Raw genomic sequence first — 15,550 nt, 5'->3', positions numbered from 1 at the left:
CTGAAGGTAGAGTGAAAAATAGTCGATTTTAGCGTTTAAGCATGGCGCGTATATCGGCCAATGCAGTATTTCCGCGAACCGCTTTAACTTCGGTAGGGGTGTCGTCGTTACCTTCCCAGGCCAAGTCGTCCGGGGGCAGCTCATCCAGAAAGCGGCTAGGCGCGCAATCGATGATCTCGCCGTACTGTTTACGCTTGGCGGCAAAGGTAAACGCCAGCGTCTGACGTGCGCGGGTAATCCCGACGTAGGCCAGGCGCCGTTCTTCTTCAATGGTGTCGGCTTCAATGCTGGAACGGTGCGGCAGGATTTCTTCTTCCATGCCCATGATGAACACGTAGGGGAATTCCAGGCCCTTGGACGCGTGCAAGGTCATCATCTGCACGCCTTCGGCGCCGTCTTCCTCTTCTTGCTGACGTTCGAGCATGTCGCGCAAGACCAGCTTGCCGATGGCCTCTTCGATGGTCATGCCGCCGTCTTCGTCTTTTTCGAGGGTGTTTTTCAACGCCTCGACCAAAAACCAGACGTTGGCCATGCGGTAGTCCGCCGCTTTCTCGCTCGAACTGTTGGTGCGCAGCCAGTTCTCGTAGTCGATGTCCATGATCATGCTGCGCAGCGCGGCTATCGGGTCTTCGCCCGCGCACTGCTGGCGGATGCGGTCCATGAAGCGCTTGAAGCGTGCCAGTCGGTCGGTGTAACGGGTGTCGAGGTGCTCGCCCAGGCCGATTTCGTCGGTGGCCGCGTACATCGAAATTTTGCGTTCGGTGGCGTAGTTGCCGAGTTTTTCCAGCGTCGTGGAACCGATTTCCCGGCGCGGCACGTTAATCACCCGCAGGAAGGCGTTGTCGTCATCCGGGTTCACGATCAAGCGGAAATAGGCCATCAGGTCTTTGACTTCCTGACGTCCGAAGAAGCTGTTACCGCCGGACAGACGATACGGAATCTGATGGTGCTGCAATTTCAGCTCAATCAGTTTGGCCTGATAGTTCCCGCGATAGAGGATCGCAAAGTCGCTGTAGGGCCGGTCGGTGCGCAAGTGCAACGTGAGGATTTCAACCGCCACGCGCTCGGCTTCTGCGTCTTCGTTGCGGCAGCGAATGACCCGCACTTCGTCGCCATGGCCCATCTCGCTCCACAGTTGCTTCTCGAACGCGTGCGGGTTGTTGGAAATGAGCACGTTGGCACAGCGCAGGATGCGGCTGGTGGAGCGATAGTTTTGCTCCAGCATCACCACTTTCAGGGACGGGTAATCGTCCTTGAGCAACATCAGGTTTTCCGGGCGGGCGCCGCGCCAGGCGTAGATCGACTGGTCGTCGTCGCCCACCACGGTGAACTGGTTGCGCGTGCCAATCAGGTACTTGACCAGCAAATACTGGCTGGCGTTGGTGTCCTGGTATTCGTCCACCAACAGGTAACGCACCTTGTTCTGCCACTTTTCAAGGATGTCGGCGTGCTCTTCGAACAGCTTGACGGGCAAGAGGATCAGGTCGTCAAAGTCCACCGCGTTGTACGCCTTGAGCGTGCGCTGGTAGTGGGTGTAGACAATGGCGGCCGTCTGTTCCTTGGGGTTGCGGGCGTCTTCGAGGGCCTTGGCGGGCAGGATCAGGTCGTTTTTCCACGAGCCGATCATGTTCTTGATTTCATCGACCCCGTCGTCGCCCGAGTACTCCTTCTGCATGATGTCGGTCATCAGCGCTTTGACGTCCGCTTCGTCAAAGATCGAAAAACCCGGCTTGTAGCCCAGCCGCGCATGCTCCTTGCGGATGATGTTGAGCCCCAGGTTGTGAAACGTACTCACTGTCAGGCCACGGCCCTCGCCCTTTTTGAGCAATGTGCCGACCCGTTCCTTCATCTCGCGCGCCGCCTTGTTGGTAAAGGTCATGGCGACGATGTACTGGGCGCGGATGCCACAGTTCTGGATCAAGTGCGCGATTTTGCGGGTAATCACGCTGGTTTTGCCCGAGCCCGCGCCGGCGAGCACCAAAAGAGGGCCGCCGACGTAGCTCACGGCTTCTTGCTGCCGGGGATTGAGTCGGGACATGACGAGTCAGGGGGTCGTATCTGAAAAGGGCGGGCATTTTAACAGGCTGAGCAAATATTGCTGCCACTCTGCGACAGTGTGACGTAGCACTCTGTCTAAATTTGCTGCTTTTGTTACTTTCGCGCAGGATGCCGGGCGGATTTGAGGCTACCGTGAGAGGTGGACCACAAATATGTATTTGATAACCAATGTCATTTGCCATTGGTCGTCGGCGCGTCATAATGCCCACCGCCTGAAATTACTGCAGAGTCTAGGGAGCCAGCTTGTCTACGCCTGTCGAACCCTTGCGTTTGCTGCTATTGGCCGAAGAGCCTTCTTGGGCAGCGTTGTTGCGCGAGTGTCTGGCGCCCATAAAAACCGTTGCCGTTCTTGTGTGTGCGCCGAATTGGGAGTCGGTCAGTTATCTGTTCGAAAACGACCGCAATGCGTTGCTGCTCACCACCCCCGCGCTACAACCCGCACCGGGCCGTTGCCGGTTATCGACCATTCTGCTGCTGGAGGCTGAACCCGATGCCTCGCCGCAAGGGGTCAGCGACTGGTTCGTGGCGTCCAACCTGACGACCGATTTATTGCGCCGAAGCCTGCGGCATGTACGCGAGCGCGGCGTACTCGAACACACCTTGCAGCGCTTGGCCGAAGAAGACCCGCTGACCGGCATCGCCAACCGCCAGGGCTTTCAGACCCTGCTGGCCGTGCGTCTGGCGGAAAGCGAAGGCCGCGGCATCGCCCTCGGGCATCTGGACCTGGACAACTTTCGCCACGCCAACGATGCCCTTGGGCACCAGGCGGGGGATCGCCTGATCCTGCAAGTGGTGGCCCGGCTCAAAAGCCAGCTGGAGGCGGGCGATCAACTGGCCCGACTGGGCAGCGACGAATTCGCCTTGTTGATCGACACCCGCCGCGCCCCCGAACGCGCCGAGCAGATCGCTGAACGCATCACCGAAGCGCTGGCCGAACCTTACTGGATTGACGGCGAGAGCCTGTTGATCGGTTGCAGCCTCGGTATCGCCCATGCGCGCGCCAACGCCGGGGCCGATCCGCTGATGTGGCATGCGCACATCGCCATGCAGCAGGCCAAGAGCACGCAAGGCTGCACGTTTCACCTGTTCAATGAACGCATCAACCGCAACGCCCGCAGCCTGGCAGACCTTGAAAGCGAACTGCGTCGTGCCCTGCGCCGCGACGAGCTGGAGCTGCATTACCAGCCGCGCCTGGATTTGGGCACCGGGCAGATTGTCGGCCTTGAAGCCTTGGTGCGCTGGCGTCACGGCGAACGTGGCCTGCTGGCCCCCAGCGAGTTTGTGCCGCTGGCCGAACAAAGCGGGTTGATTGTGCCGCTGGGCTATTGGGTGATTTCCCGGGCGCTGCGCGACATGCAAGCCCTGCGCGAACACGGGTTTGCGCCGCTGCACATGGCGGTCAACCTGTCGTTCCGGCAATTTCAGGACAGCCAGTTGCTCTCCACCCTCAGCCGCTTGATTAGCGAGCGCGGGGTCGAGGCGCAATGGCTGGAATTCGAACTGACTGAAACCGCCGTGATGCGGCGCAGCGACCTGGTCAAGCAGACGATGGATGCGCTGGGGCGGCTGGGCGTGAGGTTTTCGCTGGACGACTTCGGGACGGGGTTTTCTTCTTTCGTGCACCTCAACAGCCTGCCGATCGCCTTGTTGAAAATCGACAAAAGTTTCGTCGGCGGCATGGAGAGTCGCGAAGAAAACCGCAAGCTGGTGCCCGCCATGATCAACCTGGCGCACAACCTCAAGCTGGAAGTGGTCGCCGAAGGGGTCGAAACCCCCGAGCAACTGGCCCTGCTGCGTAGCTTTGGCTGCGATCAGGTGCAGGGCTATTTCATCAGCAAGCCCTTGCCACTGACCGAACTGGTGGCCTTCTTGAGCCAGGCCATGGGCAAGCGCGAGGCGGCCTCGCGCTAACGGCGCGAGGCTCGGTTACGCCTACAGGCGGATCGTGGCGTTGTGCGCACGCCTGAGCATGCGCCGCATCTTCCACTCGAACGCCAGGGTCAGGCTGATGGCCGCGCACGCGAGCCCCAATGCCAGCCCCCACCACACACCCGCCGGGCCCCAATCGAAGGTGAACGCCAGCAACCAGGCCAGCGGCGCGCCAATGGCCCAGTAGCAGAACAGGCCGACGAGAAAGGTCGTGCGGGCGTCTTTCAGCCCGCGAATCGCGCCCATGGCGATGGTTTGCGCACCGTCGAACAGCTCAAACCACGCCGCCACCGCCAGCAAGCTCATCGCCAGCTCGAACACCGGGCGGAACGCCAGATTGTCGTAGTCCAGCAACAGGCCGACCAGCTCCTTGGGCCAGAACCAGAACACCACCGAAAAGCACAGCATGGTCGCCGCGCCAAAGCCGATCCCGACCCGTCCCGCCAGGCGTGCGCGCAACAAATCGCCACCGCCGTAATGCTGACCGATGCGCATGGTGATCGCATACGACATGCCCGCGGGCACCATGAACGCGGCCGACACAATTTGCAGCGCGATCTGGTGCGCGGCCAGTTGCGTGCTGCCCATGGTGCCCATGCACAAGGCCGCAAAAGCAAACAACCCGACTTCCACCGCGTAGGTGCCACCGATGGGCAAGCCGAGGCGCCACAGTTCGCGCAGGTAAGGCACGTTAAGCCGCGACAGGCCTTTGCGCAGCGGATAGGCGTCGTAGGCCGGGTGCCGATGAATATGCCAGGCAAGCCCCAGCGCCATGCCCGTGGCCACAATCGCCGTCACCAGGCCGATGCCCATCAACCCCAGTTTAGGCAGGCCGAACATGCCGGTAATCAGCGCGTAATTGAGCAGGAAGTTGGCCACGGTGCCGATGACGCTAATGACCATCACCGGCACCGGGCGACCCATTGCACTGGTAAAGCCGCGCAAAGCCATAAACGTCATGTAGCCGGGCAGTGCAAAAGGCAGTAACAACAAGAACTGACCAGCCATTTCGACGTTGCTCGGGGTTTGCCCGAACAGCAGCAACACCGGCTTGATGTTCCACAGGATCAATGCGGCGCCCAGCGCCAGCCCCCACGCCAGCCAAACGCCAGCCTGAGTGAGACGGGTCGCGCCCTCAATGTCGCCCGCGCCCTGGCGGATCGACACCAGCGTGCCCACGGAGGCAATCACCCCCAGGCAGAAAATCGACACGAACGAATAACTGGCCGCCCCCAAACTGCCGCCCGCCAGTGCTTCGGGGCTCAGGCGCGCCATCATCAGGGTGTCGGTGAGCACCATCAGCATGTGCGCCAACTGCGAAGCAATCAGCGGCCCAGCCAACCGCATGATGGCGCCGAGTTCGATACGTGCAGAATGCTGTTTGGTCATCGGTATGAATTCTTAAGATACGTTGAAAGGCTGGATTCTCGGCGCCTTCAGTGATTTAAGCAAAGGGATAAAAACGATCCATGGCATGATTAAAACTCATATCAAATGCCTTTATGCCCGCATAAACCTCTCGTACACATGGAATATTCCTCATGTCTCGTAGCCTTCCTCCGCTGTATGCCTTGCGCGCGTTTGAAGCCGCTGCCCGTCACAGCTCGTTTACCCGTGCGGCCGATGAGTTATCCATCACCCAAAGCGCCGTCAGCCGCCACATCAAAACCCTGGAAGCGCACTTTGCCTGTCGACTGTTCCAGCGCAATGGCCGCACGCTGCAACTGACCGAAGCCGCACGCTTGCTGGTGCCGGGCGTACGCGAGGGGTTCCTCGCACTGGAGCGTGCCTGCACCACCTTGCGCGCTGAAGATGACATCTTGCGCATGAAGGCACCGTCGACCCTGACCATGCGCTGGTTGTTGGCCAGACTCAGCCGCTTTCGCCACTTGCAGGTGGGCAACGAAGTCCAGCTGACCAGCGCGTGGATGGACATCGACCATGTCGATTTCAATCAGGAGCCGTTCGACTGCGCGGTGTTGCTGAGTAACGGCCACTTCCCGCCTGACTGGGAGTGCACCTTGCTGTTCCCGGAAATGCTGATCCCGGTGGGCGCGGCCAACCTGCTCGACGAGCAACCGTGGGATGTCTCACGGCTGGCGGGCACCGAGTTGCTGCACCCTACGCCTGACCGTCGCGACTGGCGCCGCTGGCTGGACTGTCAGGGCCTGACCGGGCAGGTGTCGCTCAAGGGCGGGCAGGTGTTCGACACCCTCGAACTGGGGATGATCGCGGCGGCGCGCGGGTATGGCATCTCCATGGGTGACTTGCTGATGGTGGCCGAGGACGTGGCACAGGGGCGGTTGAGCCTGCCGTTTCCAACCGCCGTGGCCAGCGGCGAAAACTACTACCTGGTGTGGCCAAAAACCCGGCCCGGCGGCGAGCGCTTACGCCGCCTGAGCGACTTCTTGCAGCAAGAAGTCGCCGCCATGGAACTGCCCGACGTGCGGCGGCTGGCGTGAGGCGGACGTGAGGCTGGCGCGCCCGGCCTCACGCTACGACAGGGTCATTCGCACTCTGAAACAGCCTGGGTGGCATGTTTGAGGGCGTTGGCCAAGTCGCTGGCGTTACGGCTGGAGTAGATGCTGCCGCCGGTGTTTTCCGCAATGCAGTTGGACAGCGAGCTGTCACCGATATTGACCACATTCACCCGCAGCCGCGGTTGTTCGACAGCAATGCGCTGCGCCACCTTGCAGACGTTTTCATTGCAGCCGTCGTCGCCGTCCACAAACATCACGATCACCGCGTCGCGATCACGGCCATTGACCTGCCGGGCCGCCTTTTTCAGGCTCGACGCCAGCGGCGTGCCTTCGTTGGCGTTCAGCCCCTGAATCCCGGCGATCAACTGCGGGCGCTGCGCCGCGCTGAAGACACCGTGGTCGGGCTGGCGGAAACACCCGGCAAAGGTCATCAGCCGCGTGTCGATGTCGGGGTGCAGGTTGTTGATGATCCCGGTCAGCGCCGTTTTCGCGACGTCGAGACGGGTTTGCGGGGCGAAGATTTTCACCGTGCGCGGGTCATTGTCTTCGGGCTGGGGACGGCTCTTGAAGTACCAGTCCTCATCGTCCTTGGTCGCGTTGATGTTGAGGTTCATCGAACCCGATGTGTCGAGGATCACCACAAACTCAGGCGGCAACTCGCTGCCTTGCGGCGTGCTGGCACGGCACACAGGAGTGCTCTGCACCGGCAACAGGTTCATCGGCGGCAAGCGCCAATGCCATAACGCCCACAGTAACAGGCCCAGCAGCAGAAACAGCGCCAGCAGCCACCACGGCCAGAGACGCCGTGGGCGCCGCACCACAACGGGTGCGGCTACGGGCGCAGGCGCCGGGGTCGCCACCGCGGGTGGTGCCTGCAACCCCCAGCGCACCACCACCGGGTCGCCATTGATGCTGTAGAGGTTGTTCAGATCGGGCGCACCAATCAGGGTACGCAAACTGGCGGCCTGCTCCGGCTGGCCGCGGGTGACCAGTTCATCGGCCAGTAACCCGAGGGTTTCCTGCCGCTGGCGATAGCGCTCCAGCAGCGCCGCCTGCTGGTCGTCATTCAAGTCATGAAAGCGCGTGGGCTGGCCGCCCAGCTCGGTCCACCACTCCACCACGTCGCCACTGCCAATGCGCGGGATCGCGTAGACACTGGCCACCGACGGCGGGAAGTGCTTGAGGATCAGGGCGATTTTGTCTTTTAGCGCGTCCAGTCCGTGTGGCGTGGCGTGCTCGTCCCGGGTAATGCGCTGCATGGGGTGAATTCCTGAAAAAGACGTCGGCAGCGCCAGGCTGCCGACCGGGTCAAGCAGAAGGGCTTATTCGTAACCGAGGCTGAATTGCAGCTGGTTGACCTTCTTTTGCAGCGCCTTGAGTTCCTGTTGTTTGGCCGCCATTTGCTTGGCGTTGCCGGTGCTGGCGGGCTTGGCTTGCGCGGCTTTGAGCTGCTGCTCAAGCGCGGCAATTTGCTGCTGCACCTGCGCCTTGTTGCCACTGCGGGTCTTGAGCGAACCCAGCAGTTGGCTCAGGGACTGGTTCAGCGCCGCCTGGGACTTCTGCTGCGCCAGCAAGTCATTGCGCGACGCCGCCTGTTGCGCGGCAATGTCCTGGTACACCTGATGGAACATCGCGTTTTCTTGTTGGGATTTGGCCAGCGCCGCCTCGTTCTGGCGGATTTGCTCGCTGTAACCGCCGCCCGCGTCGCAGTTCACTTTGGTGAACAGGCTGGCATCACGGTTCGTGGCATCGCATTCACCCGGTTGGGTGGCGCAACCGGACAACACCAGCAACGCGCCCACCCCTAGCATCAATCGTACGTTCATGGTTTCAACCCAACGTGATCGCGGAACGCTGGCTGTACAAGCCATCGACTTCTTTTTGCAGGCTCGCCACTTTCTCGTTCATCTTCGAAATGTTGGCGTCGATCTGCTTCAACTCAGGGGCGTTGCCCTGGGCGCGCTCGACTTTCACCACGTCGTTGTAGCCCGCGACTTTGGTCTGCATGTTTTTCACTTCGCTGCGCAGTTGATCGATGTTGCTGTCGATCGCGGCAATCTGTTGTTGCGCCTGGGCCTTGTCGATTTTTTTGCTGGCCAGGTCGCGTTTGATCTGGGCGATCTGCGCCTTGTCATCGTTAATCACCTGCTGAGCCGTAGCGGTACGCGTGACGACCTTTTGCGTGTCCAGCTGCACGTCGCTGTTGTACTTCTGCAAGCGCTGGGTGGTGTTGGCGTATTCGCTACGACGCTGATCCACGTAGTAGTTGGCCCCCATCGCCACGCCACACGCCGCCACGCCTGCGGCAATCATGCACACCGCTTTATTCCCGGAGTTGCTCAGGGCACAGGTCAACACCGCAGCCCCCGCGCCCATGGCGCACGCCTGATAGCCCGACTTGCTGAAAAACTCGGCATCGGTGCCCTGGGTCAGGCGCGGATCGGGTGCCGGGGCGCCCGAACCCAACATGCCACTGCCAGTGCTGGCGCAACCGGTCAGCAGCACGCTGGCGGTGAGCATGAAACTGACCAGTAACTTCGAAGAGGACCAGAGGCGGCGCATCATTGTATTTCTCCTTGTTGAAGCGGGTTTCAGGGCTTATTGGGTGACGGACTTGCAGCTGCTCAGCCAGGCGTCAGTGTCGATCTTCTGCTTTTGCAGGTAGGTCTTCTGATTGGCCCAGTGGGTGCGCAGGTACGGTTTGAGTTCTTGCAGTTGTTTGTTCTGGCTGATGATTTCTTCCATCACTGGCACTTGCGGCTCCAGCAACGGCTGGCCGTACAAGGACGCGGACTCCACCAGGCTGCTGGCGTAATAGCGGCTGAGTTTGTGCAGGCGGTCCTTTTGCTCGTCGAGCTTGCCCTTGCGCATGTCGCAGCTCGGGTCTTTGTCTTCGGATTCGCAGTTGAGCGCGTAGTTTTTCTGCAAGAAATCCAGGTAGCGGCCGTCATCAAGCATCTTGGTGCACAGGAACGCGCCCAGGTTGAGGCTGGCGCGAATGGCTTGGTCGCGGGTCTCTTCCTGCTGCTGGTTGCTGGCGCGCAGCTGGTTTTCCAGCGCTTGCAGCTTCTCTTTGAGGGCTTTGTCTTCCACCGCGGAAGCGAGGTTGTTCAACTCCTGAACCGTGCCTTTGTCCTGCGACGCGTCCCCTTGCTGGGCGCCCGTGCCGAGTTTTTTCCAGCTCTTCTCGATGCTGCCCACGCGCTCGCGGGACGTCAGGGTGGGCGACACCAGCACCAGGCGCAAACCGGTGGTTTTGTTTTTCACCTGGCCGTCAGCGTTGTAGTACGGCTCTTCCTTGCGCAACGCGGTGCGCAGATCGGCCTGCGGCGTCAGGTAGTTGCCGCCGCGCACCACGTAACCACCGGCCTGACCGTGCTGGCGGTCCAGTTTGTTCAGGCGGAAGGGTTCAAACATCATTTCGTCGGCGTTGCCGAGCATGTCGTGCAGGCCCAGCGGGTTAGGCTTTTGCAGCCCTGAGAGTTGCAGCTTGCCGTTGGACGACTGCGCGCCGCCAAACCACTCATAGGCATTCAGGCCGTCGGGCATCGGGTAGCGCGTGTCGCTGAACTCGGCCGCGCCGACTTCCAGCCCGCCACGGGCCGCGAATTCCCACTCGGTTTCCGTGGGCAGGCGCAGGAAGCCCAGCGCACCATCTTCTTTCGGCAGCTTGTCGGCGGCGTTTTTACGCAACCACAGGTTGTACTTGTCCCCGGCATCGATGGCCTGCACCCAGCTCACCGCCACCTGCGGCAGGCGCAGTTTGTTCGACGGAGTCGGGCAGGTCTCGGCGGTCAGCGCCTGGTACTGCAACTGGCTCATCTCGTACTTGGCCATCAGGTAGTAACGGGACTTGTCGTTCTTGGCGCCGGTGAAGCTGCCCGCAATGAACGCCGGGCGCTTTTGCTCGACATAGCCCCAGTCCGGGCTGTCCTGACCAATGTTGATCGGGTAATCGTCCAGCGGGCCGGTGACCGGGATGAACACCTTGCGAAACACCATCGAGCCGTCGCACGGCATCGGCAGCACCACGTCACTGGCGTCGGGCACAGGGTTGAAATACTTCTCGTCCCAGCCTGCCGCCGAAGCGTTAAGCAAGTAGCCGAAGCTCAGGGATGCGAGCAACACAACACGTTTATAGCTCACGCAAACTCTCCGCAGGTTGGATGCTGATGGCCCGCAGCGCGCCGATCACGGCGACCAGTGCAGCGACCAACAGTGCAATCAGCAGGGCCGCCAGCCCGTGCCAGACAGTGATGTGACAAACAAAGGTGCCCGTGGCCTGACTGCTGCCGAGCAGGTGGTCGAACAGCAGGCTGCCAACCCCGTAAAACGCGAGCCCGCCGACATACCCGGCAAGGCTTAACAGCATCGCCTGGGCGATCACGAACCCCGCCACTGCCGGGCTGCTGAAACCAAGCAGCCGCAGCACGGCGAGGCTTTTGCGTTTGCGGTCGATGTTGGCCAGAAACGCGCCGATCATCGACGCAATGCAGCCGATCAACGCCGCCCCGGCGATCACGCCAAAAATCAGGCCCAGCACGTGGTTGATGGCTTTGACGTTGTCGATGTCGGCCAGGCGGCTGGACGTTTCAATGTTCTGCCCGTTCAACCAGCGCTCCAGCGGCGCGACGCCATCCACGTCGCGGGCGTACACCCGCGCCCTGGCGTAGAGCGGTTGCAGGTGGCCGAGTGGCTGACCGGTGTCGAGGCCGAACGCGGGCACCTGATAACCGTCGCGAAACCGCTCCAGCGCCAGCAGCAACGGTGGCGCGACAAACCCCGCGGCCCGGCCGAAACGGGCGGCGTCGAGCACCGCGACCACCTGCAAGGTCAGCTCGCCGCGTTCGTTGATGCCGTCCAGACGCCGGGTTGCGCGCAAACGCACGCTGTCGCCGACCTTGGCCTGCAAGCGTTGCGCGGCGCGGTCACTGAGGATCACTTGTTGGCCGCTCAGGTGGATCTGCGGCAGGTTGAGCAACGGGTCAGCGGCCTCGCTGGGGATAATTTCCGCGTTTTCGACAAAGCGCTGCAGGCCGACCAGCAAATCTGCCTGGGTGTTGAGCGAGCGGGTCTGGCCAATGGCAAAGCCGACTTCGGGTTGCTCACGCAACCGCGCGATCCAGGCCGCGTCGTAATTGCCGCTGCTGAGCATTTTCACTTCGAGGTTGCGCGGGTCGCTGAGCAGTTCGTTCTGCAACTGGCTGACCACGCCGTGCTTGAGGCCAAACAGCAGCAACAGCGGCGCAATCACTGCCACCAGCGAGGCAGCAATGCAAAACGACACCTTGCGGTCATGCCAGAGGTCGTCGACCGCCAGCTTGCCGAGCAGGCCGAGACGGCTAATCCATGGCTTCAAACAGCGTTTCTCCCTGACGGCTGATCGCGCCCAGGCGCGGTAAGCCAAAGTCGCGCACCAGCGCCCAATCGTGGGACACCACCAGCGCACTCAAGCCCAGCTCATTGACCAGGCTCAGTAACAATTCGAACAGGCGCCGGGCGCTGTGGGGGTCGAGCGCGGCCGTCGGTTCGTCGGCCAGCAACACCTGCGGCTCATGGGCGATGGCCCGCACACAGGCCACCCGCTGGCGCTCGCCGATGGACAAGGCTTGGGGCAGCTTGCCCAGCAAACCGTCGAGGCGCAGCGCCTGCACGGCCCGATCCACGTGCGCGCTGTCGGCGGGCATGCCGAGCAAGCGGCGGGGCAGGCTGATGTTGTCGCGCACGCTCAAGAACGGCAGCAAGCCGCCGCTTTGCAGGATGAACCCCAAGTGCCGCGAGCGTACGGCCGACAAACCGGGCTGGTCATTCGCGGCAAGCATCTGCGCGATATCCAGCGAAGCCGTCGCCGGGCCGAGGCGAAATCGCCCCAGCTCCACGGGTTGCAACAGCAAGCCGATGGCTTCGAGCAGGGTGCTTTTGCCGCAGCCGCTTTCGCCGGTGATGGCCAGAATTTCTCCGGGCTTCACCTGCAACGTCGGCAAACGCACATTGTGCGCCTGGGCGCCGCTGCCCCGGCGCACCCACATGTCCTGAATATCGAGCATGGGCGTCCCGTTAAGGCATCATTTCCAGCGGCACCGGGTACACGTTATCCCGTGCATCGCTGTCTTTGGCCAGGGCCACCCAACGGTCCACGTCCGCGTTGTAACGCTGGTAGTGGCGCAGTTTGGTGCTCAGGTTGCGGATAAAGCGCTCTTGCGCCAGGCCGTCCCAGCTCTTCCAGGTTTCTTCGTCCAGGTTGAGCACTTCGCTCTGGTACGGCAGGTCTTCGAGGTACTCACCGAGCACGCCCATGTCCGCCAACTTGGCGTTGCCGTTCTGCTTGAGCTGGTTGGGGTCGGCGCCCATGGTCGCCGCGACCGAACGCAGGCGATCAAACATTTCCGTCGGTGAGATCAACCCTTCGTTGGCCGCGTCCAGAATCTGTTTCATCACGTCGCTCAAATCGCTGAGCTGGGCTTTGGTCAGCAGCACACGCACATCGGTGGTGGGGATGTTTTGCTTGATCAGGTCGCGGTCCGTGATCCACGCCTCAAACACGGGCGGCGCCTGGCTGTTGGTTTTTTCACCCAGATACGCCAGTTGCATGGCATGACCGATCAAGGCCGCGTCATCGAGCATTTTCTGCTCGGCCGGGTCTTTCTGGGCGGCCACGTCCTGCTTGGCATTCAACGCGCTGCCGATGGCGTCATCGCCCATGTAGGCGGCCTTGACCTGCGCGGTGATGGCACCGGCCAGCGCATCGACCTTCTGACCGAACGCCTGCACGTCACCGGCATTGACCGGGTAGTACAGCGAGGTGTTGGTGCCGGGGTAGGTGGACAGGTTCTGGTACTGCGCCTCGGCCTTGCCGTGATCCTTGATCCCGGCCGGGGTTTTGAGGTGCAGGGTGTAAATCGCCACGCCAGGGTTGGCCGCTTCAAGGCGAACCTGATCGGCGCTGAGCCCGGTGCTGCTGAGCTTGTCATCGCCTTCAAGGGCGCCCGCGTCGGTAATCAACACCACATACCGGGCGCCGAACTGTGACCAGTCGACCTTCTCGATGCTGTGCATTACACCGGCATACGAGTCTTCGTCGAAACTTTTGCTGGAGACCTTGGCTTGCTTGAGGTCCGCGACCTTGGCCAAAAAGTCTTCACTGCCGGTGACCTTGTTCGGGTCGGCGTACATTTTGGTCACGTATTCCAGCCCCGGCACCGCCTGGGTGTTGGAACGAAACGCCACCAGGCCGAACTTGACCTGATTGCCCAGGTTCTCGCTTTCGATCTGTTTGTAGACCTTGCGAATCGCTTCGCGGGTGCGGTCGATGTACGGGTCCATCGAGATGGTGGAGTCGATGACAAACACCACGGCCGCACTGAATTCTTTCAATTGGCTGGTTTTCACCGCGCCCGCGTCAGCGGCGTTGGCGGGGGCCGCTTGCACCGCTGTGTCCTCGGCCTTGCTCACCGACGCGACGTTGAGCAAACGCGTGCGGAAGCCTTCTTCGGTCATGACTTCTTCGCCGCTCAACACCGGCAGCAGGTAGAACTGCTTGTGCAGGTCGACGAAGTATTCCGGCTCCTGGGCCAACACACCCGGCGCCAGCGTGCCCTGTTTGAGCTTGGCCCGCAGCGGCGCCACCTTGCTCACCGGGTCGGGCGCGTCGAGGATACCTTCGAGCGTGGCGCGGTCCTTGAAGAACATCAGGCGATCACGGTTGGCCGGGTTGGTGAAGGCCAGTGTCAGCTGCATCTTCCAGTCCGTGGTGCAACTGGCCGGCAGCCAGCCGATGGTTTTGCCATAGCTGTCAGGCCCGACCTTGAGCCACTGGGCATTGCCAGCGTCGGCCCGCTCGTACACGTAGAAACGGCTGAATGTCGGCTGAACCGCCCCGGCGGCGCCACCCGCGCTGCTGCTCAGTGCGCAGCCCGGCGTGGTGAGGACGCGCTGGAACAGGGTTTTCTTGCCTTCCTGAATCAGCGGCTTGTCGTCGGCCCAGGCCAGCGAACTGCCCATGCACAGGGCCAGCAGGGCGCTGGCGGCCAAAGCAAAACGGCTCACGGCTTCAACTCCTCAAAACGCGCCTTGGCGTCGGCATTGTCCGGGTCCTGGCTGAGAATGGTTTCGTACCAGTAAGCGGCCGTGGCTTTGTCCGGCTCGGCAAAGCAGGTGCTGGCCTGATGGAATTTCGGGTCGTACTCATGGGCATAGGCCATGGCGATGGGCAGATCACCGGCCTGTGCACGGTTGGCGTACAGCCGCTGGGCGACGCCGCAGTGGTTGTTGGCCTTGGCGACGTTGATGATTTCCAGCAGTTCGGCGCTGCCCGGCGCTTTTTTGATGCAGGTTTGCACAAACGTCAGCTCGGGCAAGGTGCTCATGCTCTCCAGCGTGCAGGCTTCGGCGCCCGTGATTGCCGGTGCAGGGACGGGGGCCGGTTCAGGCGCAGGCGCTTGGGCCGCCGGGGTTTTGTTCAGCCAGAACCAGGCGCCCACCGCAATGGCCGCCAGCACCACCAGGGCGATGATCAAAGGCAGCAACCAGGCTTTTTTGCGAGGCGCAGCAGGGGGCGGCGCAGGCGGGGCCGGGGCGGGTTCAGGGTCTGGTTGCGGGGTGACGGGTTCGACGACCGGCTCCGGCTCAACCACGGGCGCCGGTTCAGGCTGCGCCGGGGCGGGCGGAGGCGGCAGCTCGCCGGTGTCCTTGTGCTCGGGCAGCTTTTCTTCGGTGTTCGCTGACGACGGTTGCAAGCCCACCGCCGGTTTCAGTACCCCACGGTCGCTGTACCCGCCACCGCCCTGTTCGCGCAGCTCGATCATGAACTGGGCATTTGCCCCGCCTTCGAGCACCGGGTCGATCAGTTGCGGGCCGACCACGGTTTCCAATTCTTCTTCAGTGGCCCCCACGCTGAAATGCGCGACCTTGAACCAGTACGGGCTGTTGCTCCAGTGCTGGTCGCCCTGAAGGAAGTGGCCGTCCTGATTGCGCTGGATCGAAAACTCCAGGCACTCATGGCCGCCTTGCCATTTTTTGACCGACAGGCAGCCCTGACCGGCGATGTGGGGTTGCAACTTGAACAAGTCGACTCGAATGGTCAT

At 61.9% G+C, this 15,550-nt stretch carries 12 protein-coding genes; 2 read left to right on the top strand and 10 right to left on the bottom strand.

What is annotated here, in order from left to right:
* Positions 1-28: 28 nt before the first annotated feature.
* On the bottom strand, positions 29-2,038 hold the full coding sequence (gene rep / locus BKD70_RS02855; RefSeq protein WP_047278813.1) for a DNA helicase Rep: 2,010 nt from the start codon (positions 2,036-2,038) through the stop codon (positions 29-31).
* A gap of 263 nt (positions 2,039-2,301) precedes the next feature.
* On the opposite strand from rep, the gene BKD70_RS02850 reads away from it, so the two are divergent.
* Positions 2,302-3,969, top strand: coding sequence for a bifunctional diguanylate cyclase/phosphodiesterase (locus BKD70_RS02850; RefSeq protein ID WP_047278816.1), 1,668 nt, complete (start codon positions 2,302-2,304; stop codon positions 3,967-3,969).
* A 21-nt stretch (positions 3,970-3,990) separates the two neighbouring features.
* Here BKD70_RS02850 and BKD70_RS02845 read toward each other — a convergent pair whose 3' ends face one another.
* Positions 3,991-5,376 (bottom strand): NorM family multidrug efflux MATE transporter, encoded by a 1,386-nt coding sequence (locus BKD70_RS02845; RefSeq protein ID WP_047278818.1) that lies wholly within the window; start codon positions 5,374-5,376, stop codon positions 3,991-3,993.
* A 152-nt stretch (positions 5,377-5,528) separates the two neighbouring features.
* Between BKD70_RS02845 and BKD70_RS02840 the strand changes: the two genes are divergently transcribed.
* On the top strand, positions 5,529-6,449 hold the full coding sequence (locus BKD70_RS02840; protein ID WP_047278820.1) for a LysR substrate-binding domain-containing protein: 921 nt from the start codon (positions 5,529-5,531) through the stop codon (positions 6,447-6,449).
* A gap of 44 nt (positions 6,450-6,493) precedes the next feature.
* Here BKD70_RS02840 and BKD70_RS02835 read toward each other — a convergent pair whose 3' ends face one another.
* The 8 genes from BKD70_RS02835 to BKD70_RS02800 form a co-directional block, all read right to left on the bottom strand.
* A complete protein-coding gene (locus BKD70_RS02835) occupies positions 6,494-7,726 on the bottom strand; it encodes a VWA domain-containing protein (protein WP_047278822.1) in 1,233 nt (410 codons plus the stop codon).
* Positions 7,727-7,789: 63 nt separating this feature from the next.
* On the bottom strand, positions 7,790-8,293 hold the full coding sequence (locus BKD70_RS02830) for a lipoprotein (protein ID WP_047278824.1): 504 nt from the start codon (positions 8,291-8,293) through the stop codon (positions 7,790-7,792).
* A 4-nt stretch (positions 8,294-8,297) separates the two neighbouring features.
* Positions 8,298-9,032, bottom strand: a complete 735-nt coding sequence (locus BKD70_RS02825; protein ID WP_047278827.1) for a hypothetical protein — start codon at positions 9,030-9,032, stop codon at positions 8,298-8,300.
* 33 nt (positions 9,033-9,065) lie between these two features.
* Positions 9,066-10,613 carry an SUMF1/EgtB/PvdO family nonheme iron enzyme gene (locus tag BKD70_RS02820; RefSeq protein WP_047278829.1) on the bottom strand — a complete coding sequence of 516 codons (1,548 nt, stop codon included), beginning with the start codon at positions 10,611-10,613 and terminating at the stop codon, positions 9,066-9,068.
* Positions 10,603-11,826 carry an ABC transporter permease gene (locus BKD70_RS02815; protein ID WP_047278831.1) on the bottom strand — a complete coding sequence of 408 codons (1,224 nt, stop codon included), beginning with the start codon at positions 11,824-11,826 and terminating at the stop codon, positions 10,603-10,605. Before BKD70_RS02815 ends, BKD70_RS02820 begins: the two co-directional genes overlap by 11 nt.
* The gene (locus BKD70_RS02810; protein ID WP_047278833.1) at positions 11,810-12,514 is read right to left on the bottom strand and encodes an ABC transporter ATP-binding protein; all 705 of its coding nucleotides are present in this window, start codon (positions 12,512-12,514) and stop codon (positions 11,810-11,812) included. The genes BKD70_RS02815 and BKD70_RS02810 overlap by 17 nt, the downstream gene beginning before the upstream one ends.
* A gap of 10 nt (positions 12,515-12,524) precedes the next feature.
* Positions 12,525-14,468, bottom strand: coding sequence for a vWA domain-containing protein (locus BKD70_RS02805; RefSeq protein WP_169859491.1), 1,944 nt, complete (start codon positions 14,466-14,468; stop codon positions 12,525-12,527).
* 41 nt (positions 14,469-14,509) lie between these two features.
* Positions 14,510-15,550, bottom strand: a complete 1,041-nt coding sequence (locus tag BKD70_RS02800; RefSeq protein ID WP_047278838.1) for a hypothetical protein — start codon at positions 15,548-15,550, stop codon at positions 14,510-14,512.

This window comes from Pseudomonas sp. BS-2016, assembly GCF_001806145.1.
Taxonomy (GTDB): Bacteria; Pseudomonadota; Gammaproteobacteria; order Pseudomonadales; family Pseudomonadaceae; genus Aquipseudomonas; species Aquipseudomonas lundensis.
Note: the sequence above shows the minus strand (reverse complement) of the source record. Positions and strands in the feature narration are given on the sequence as shown.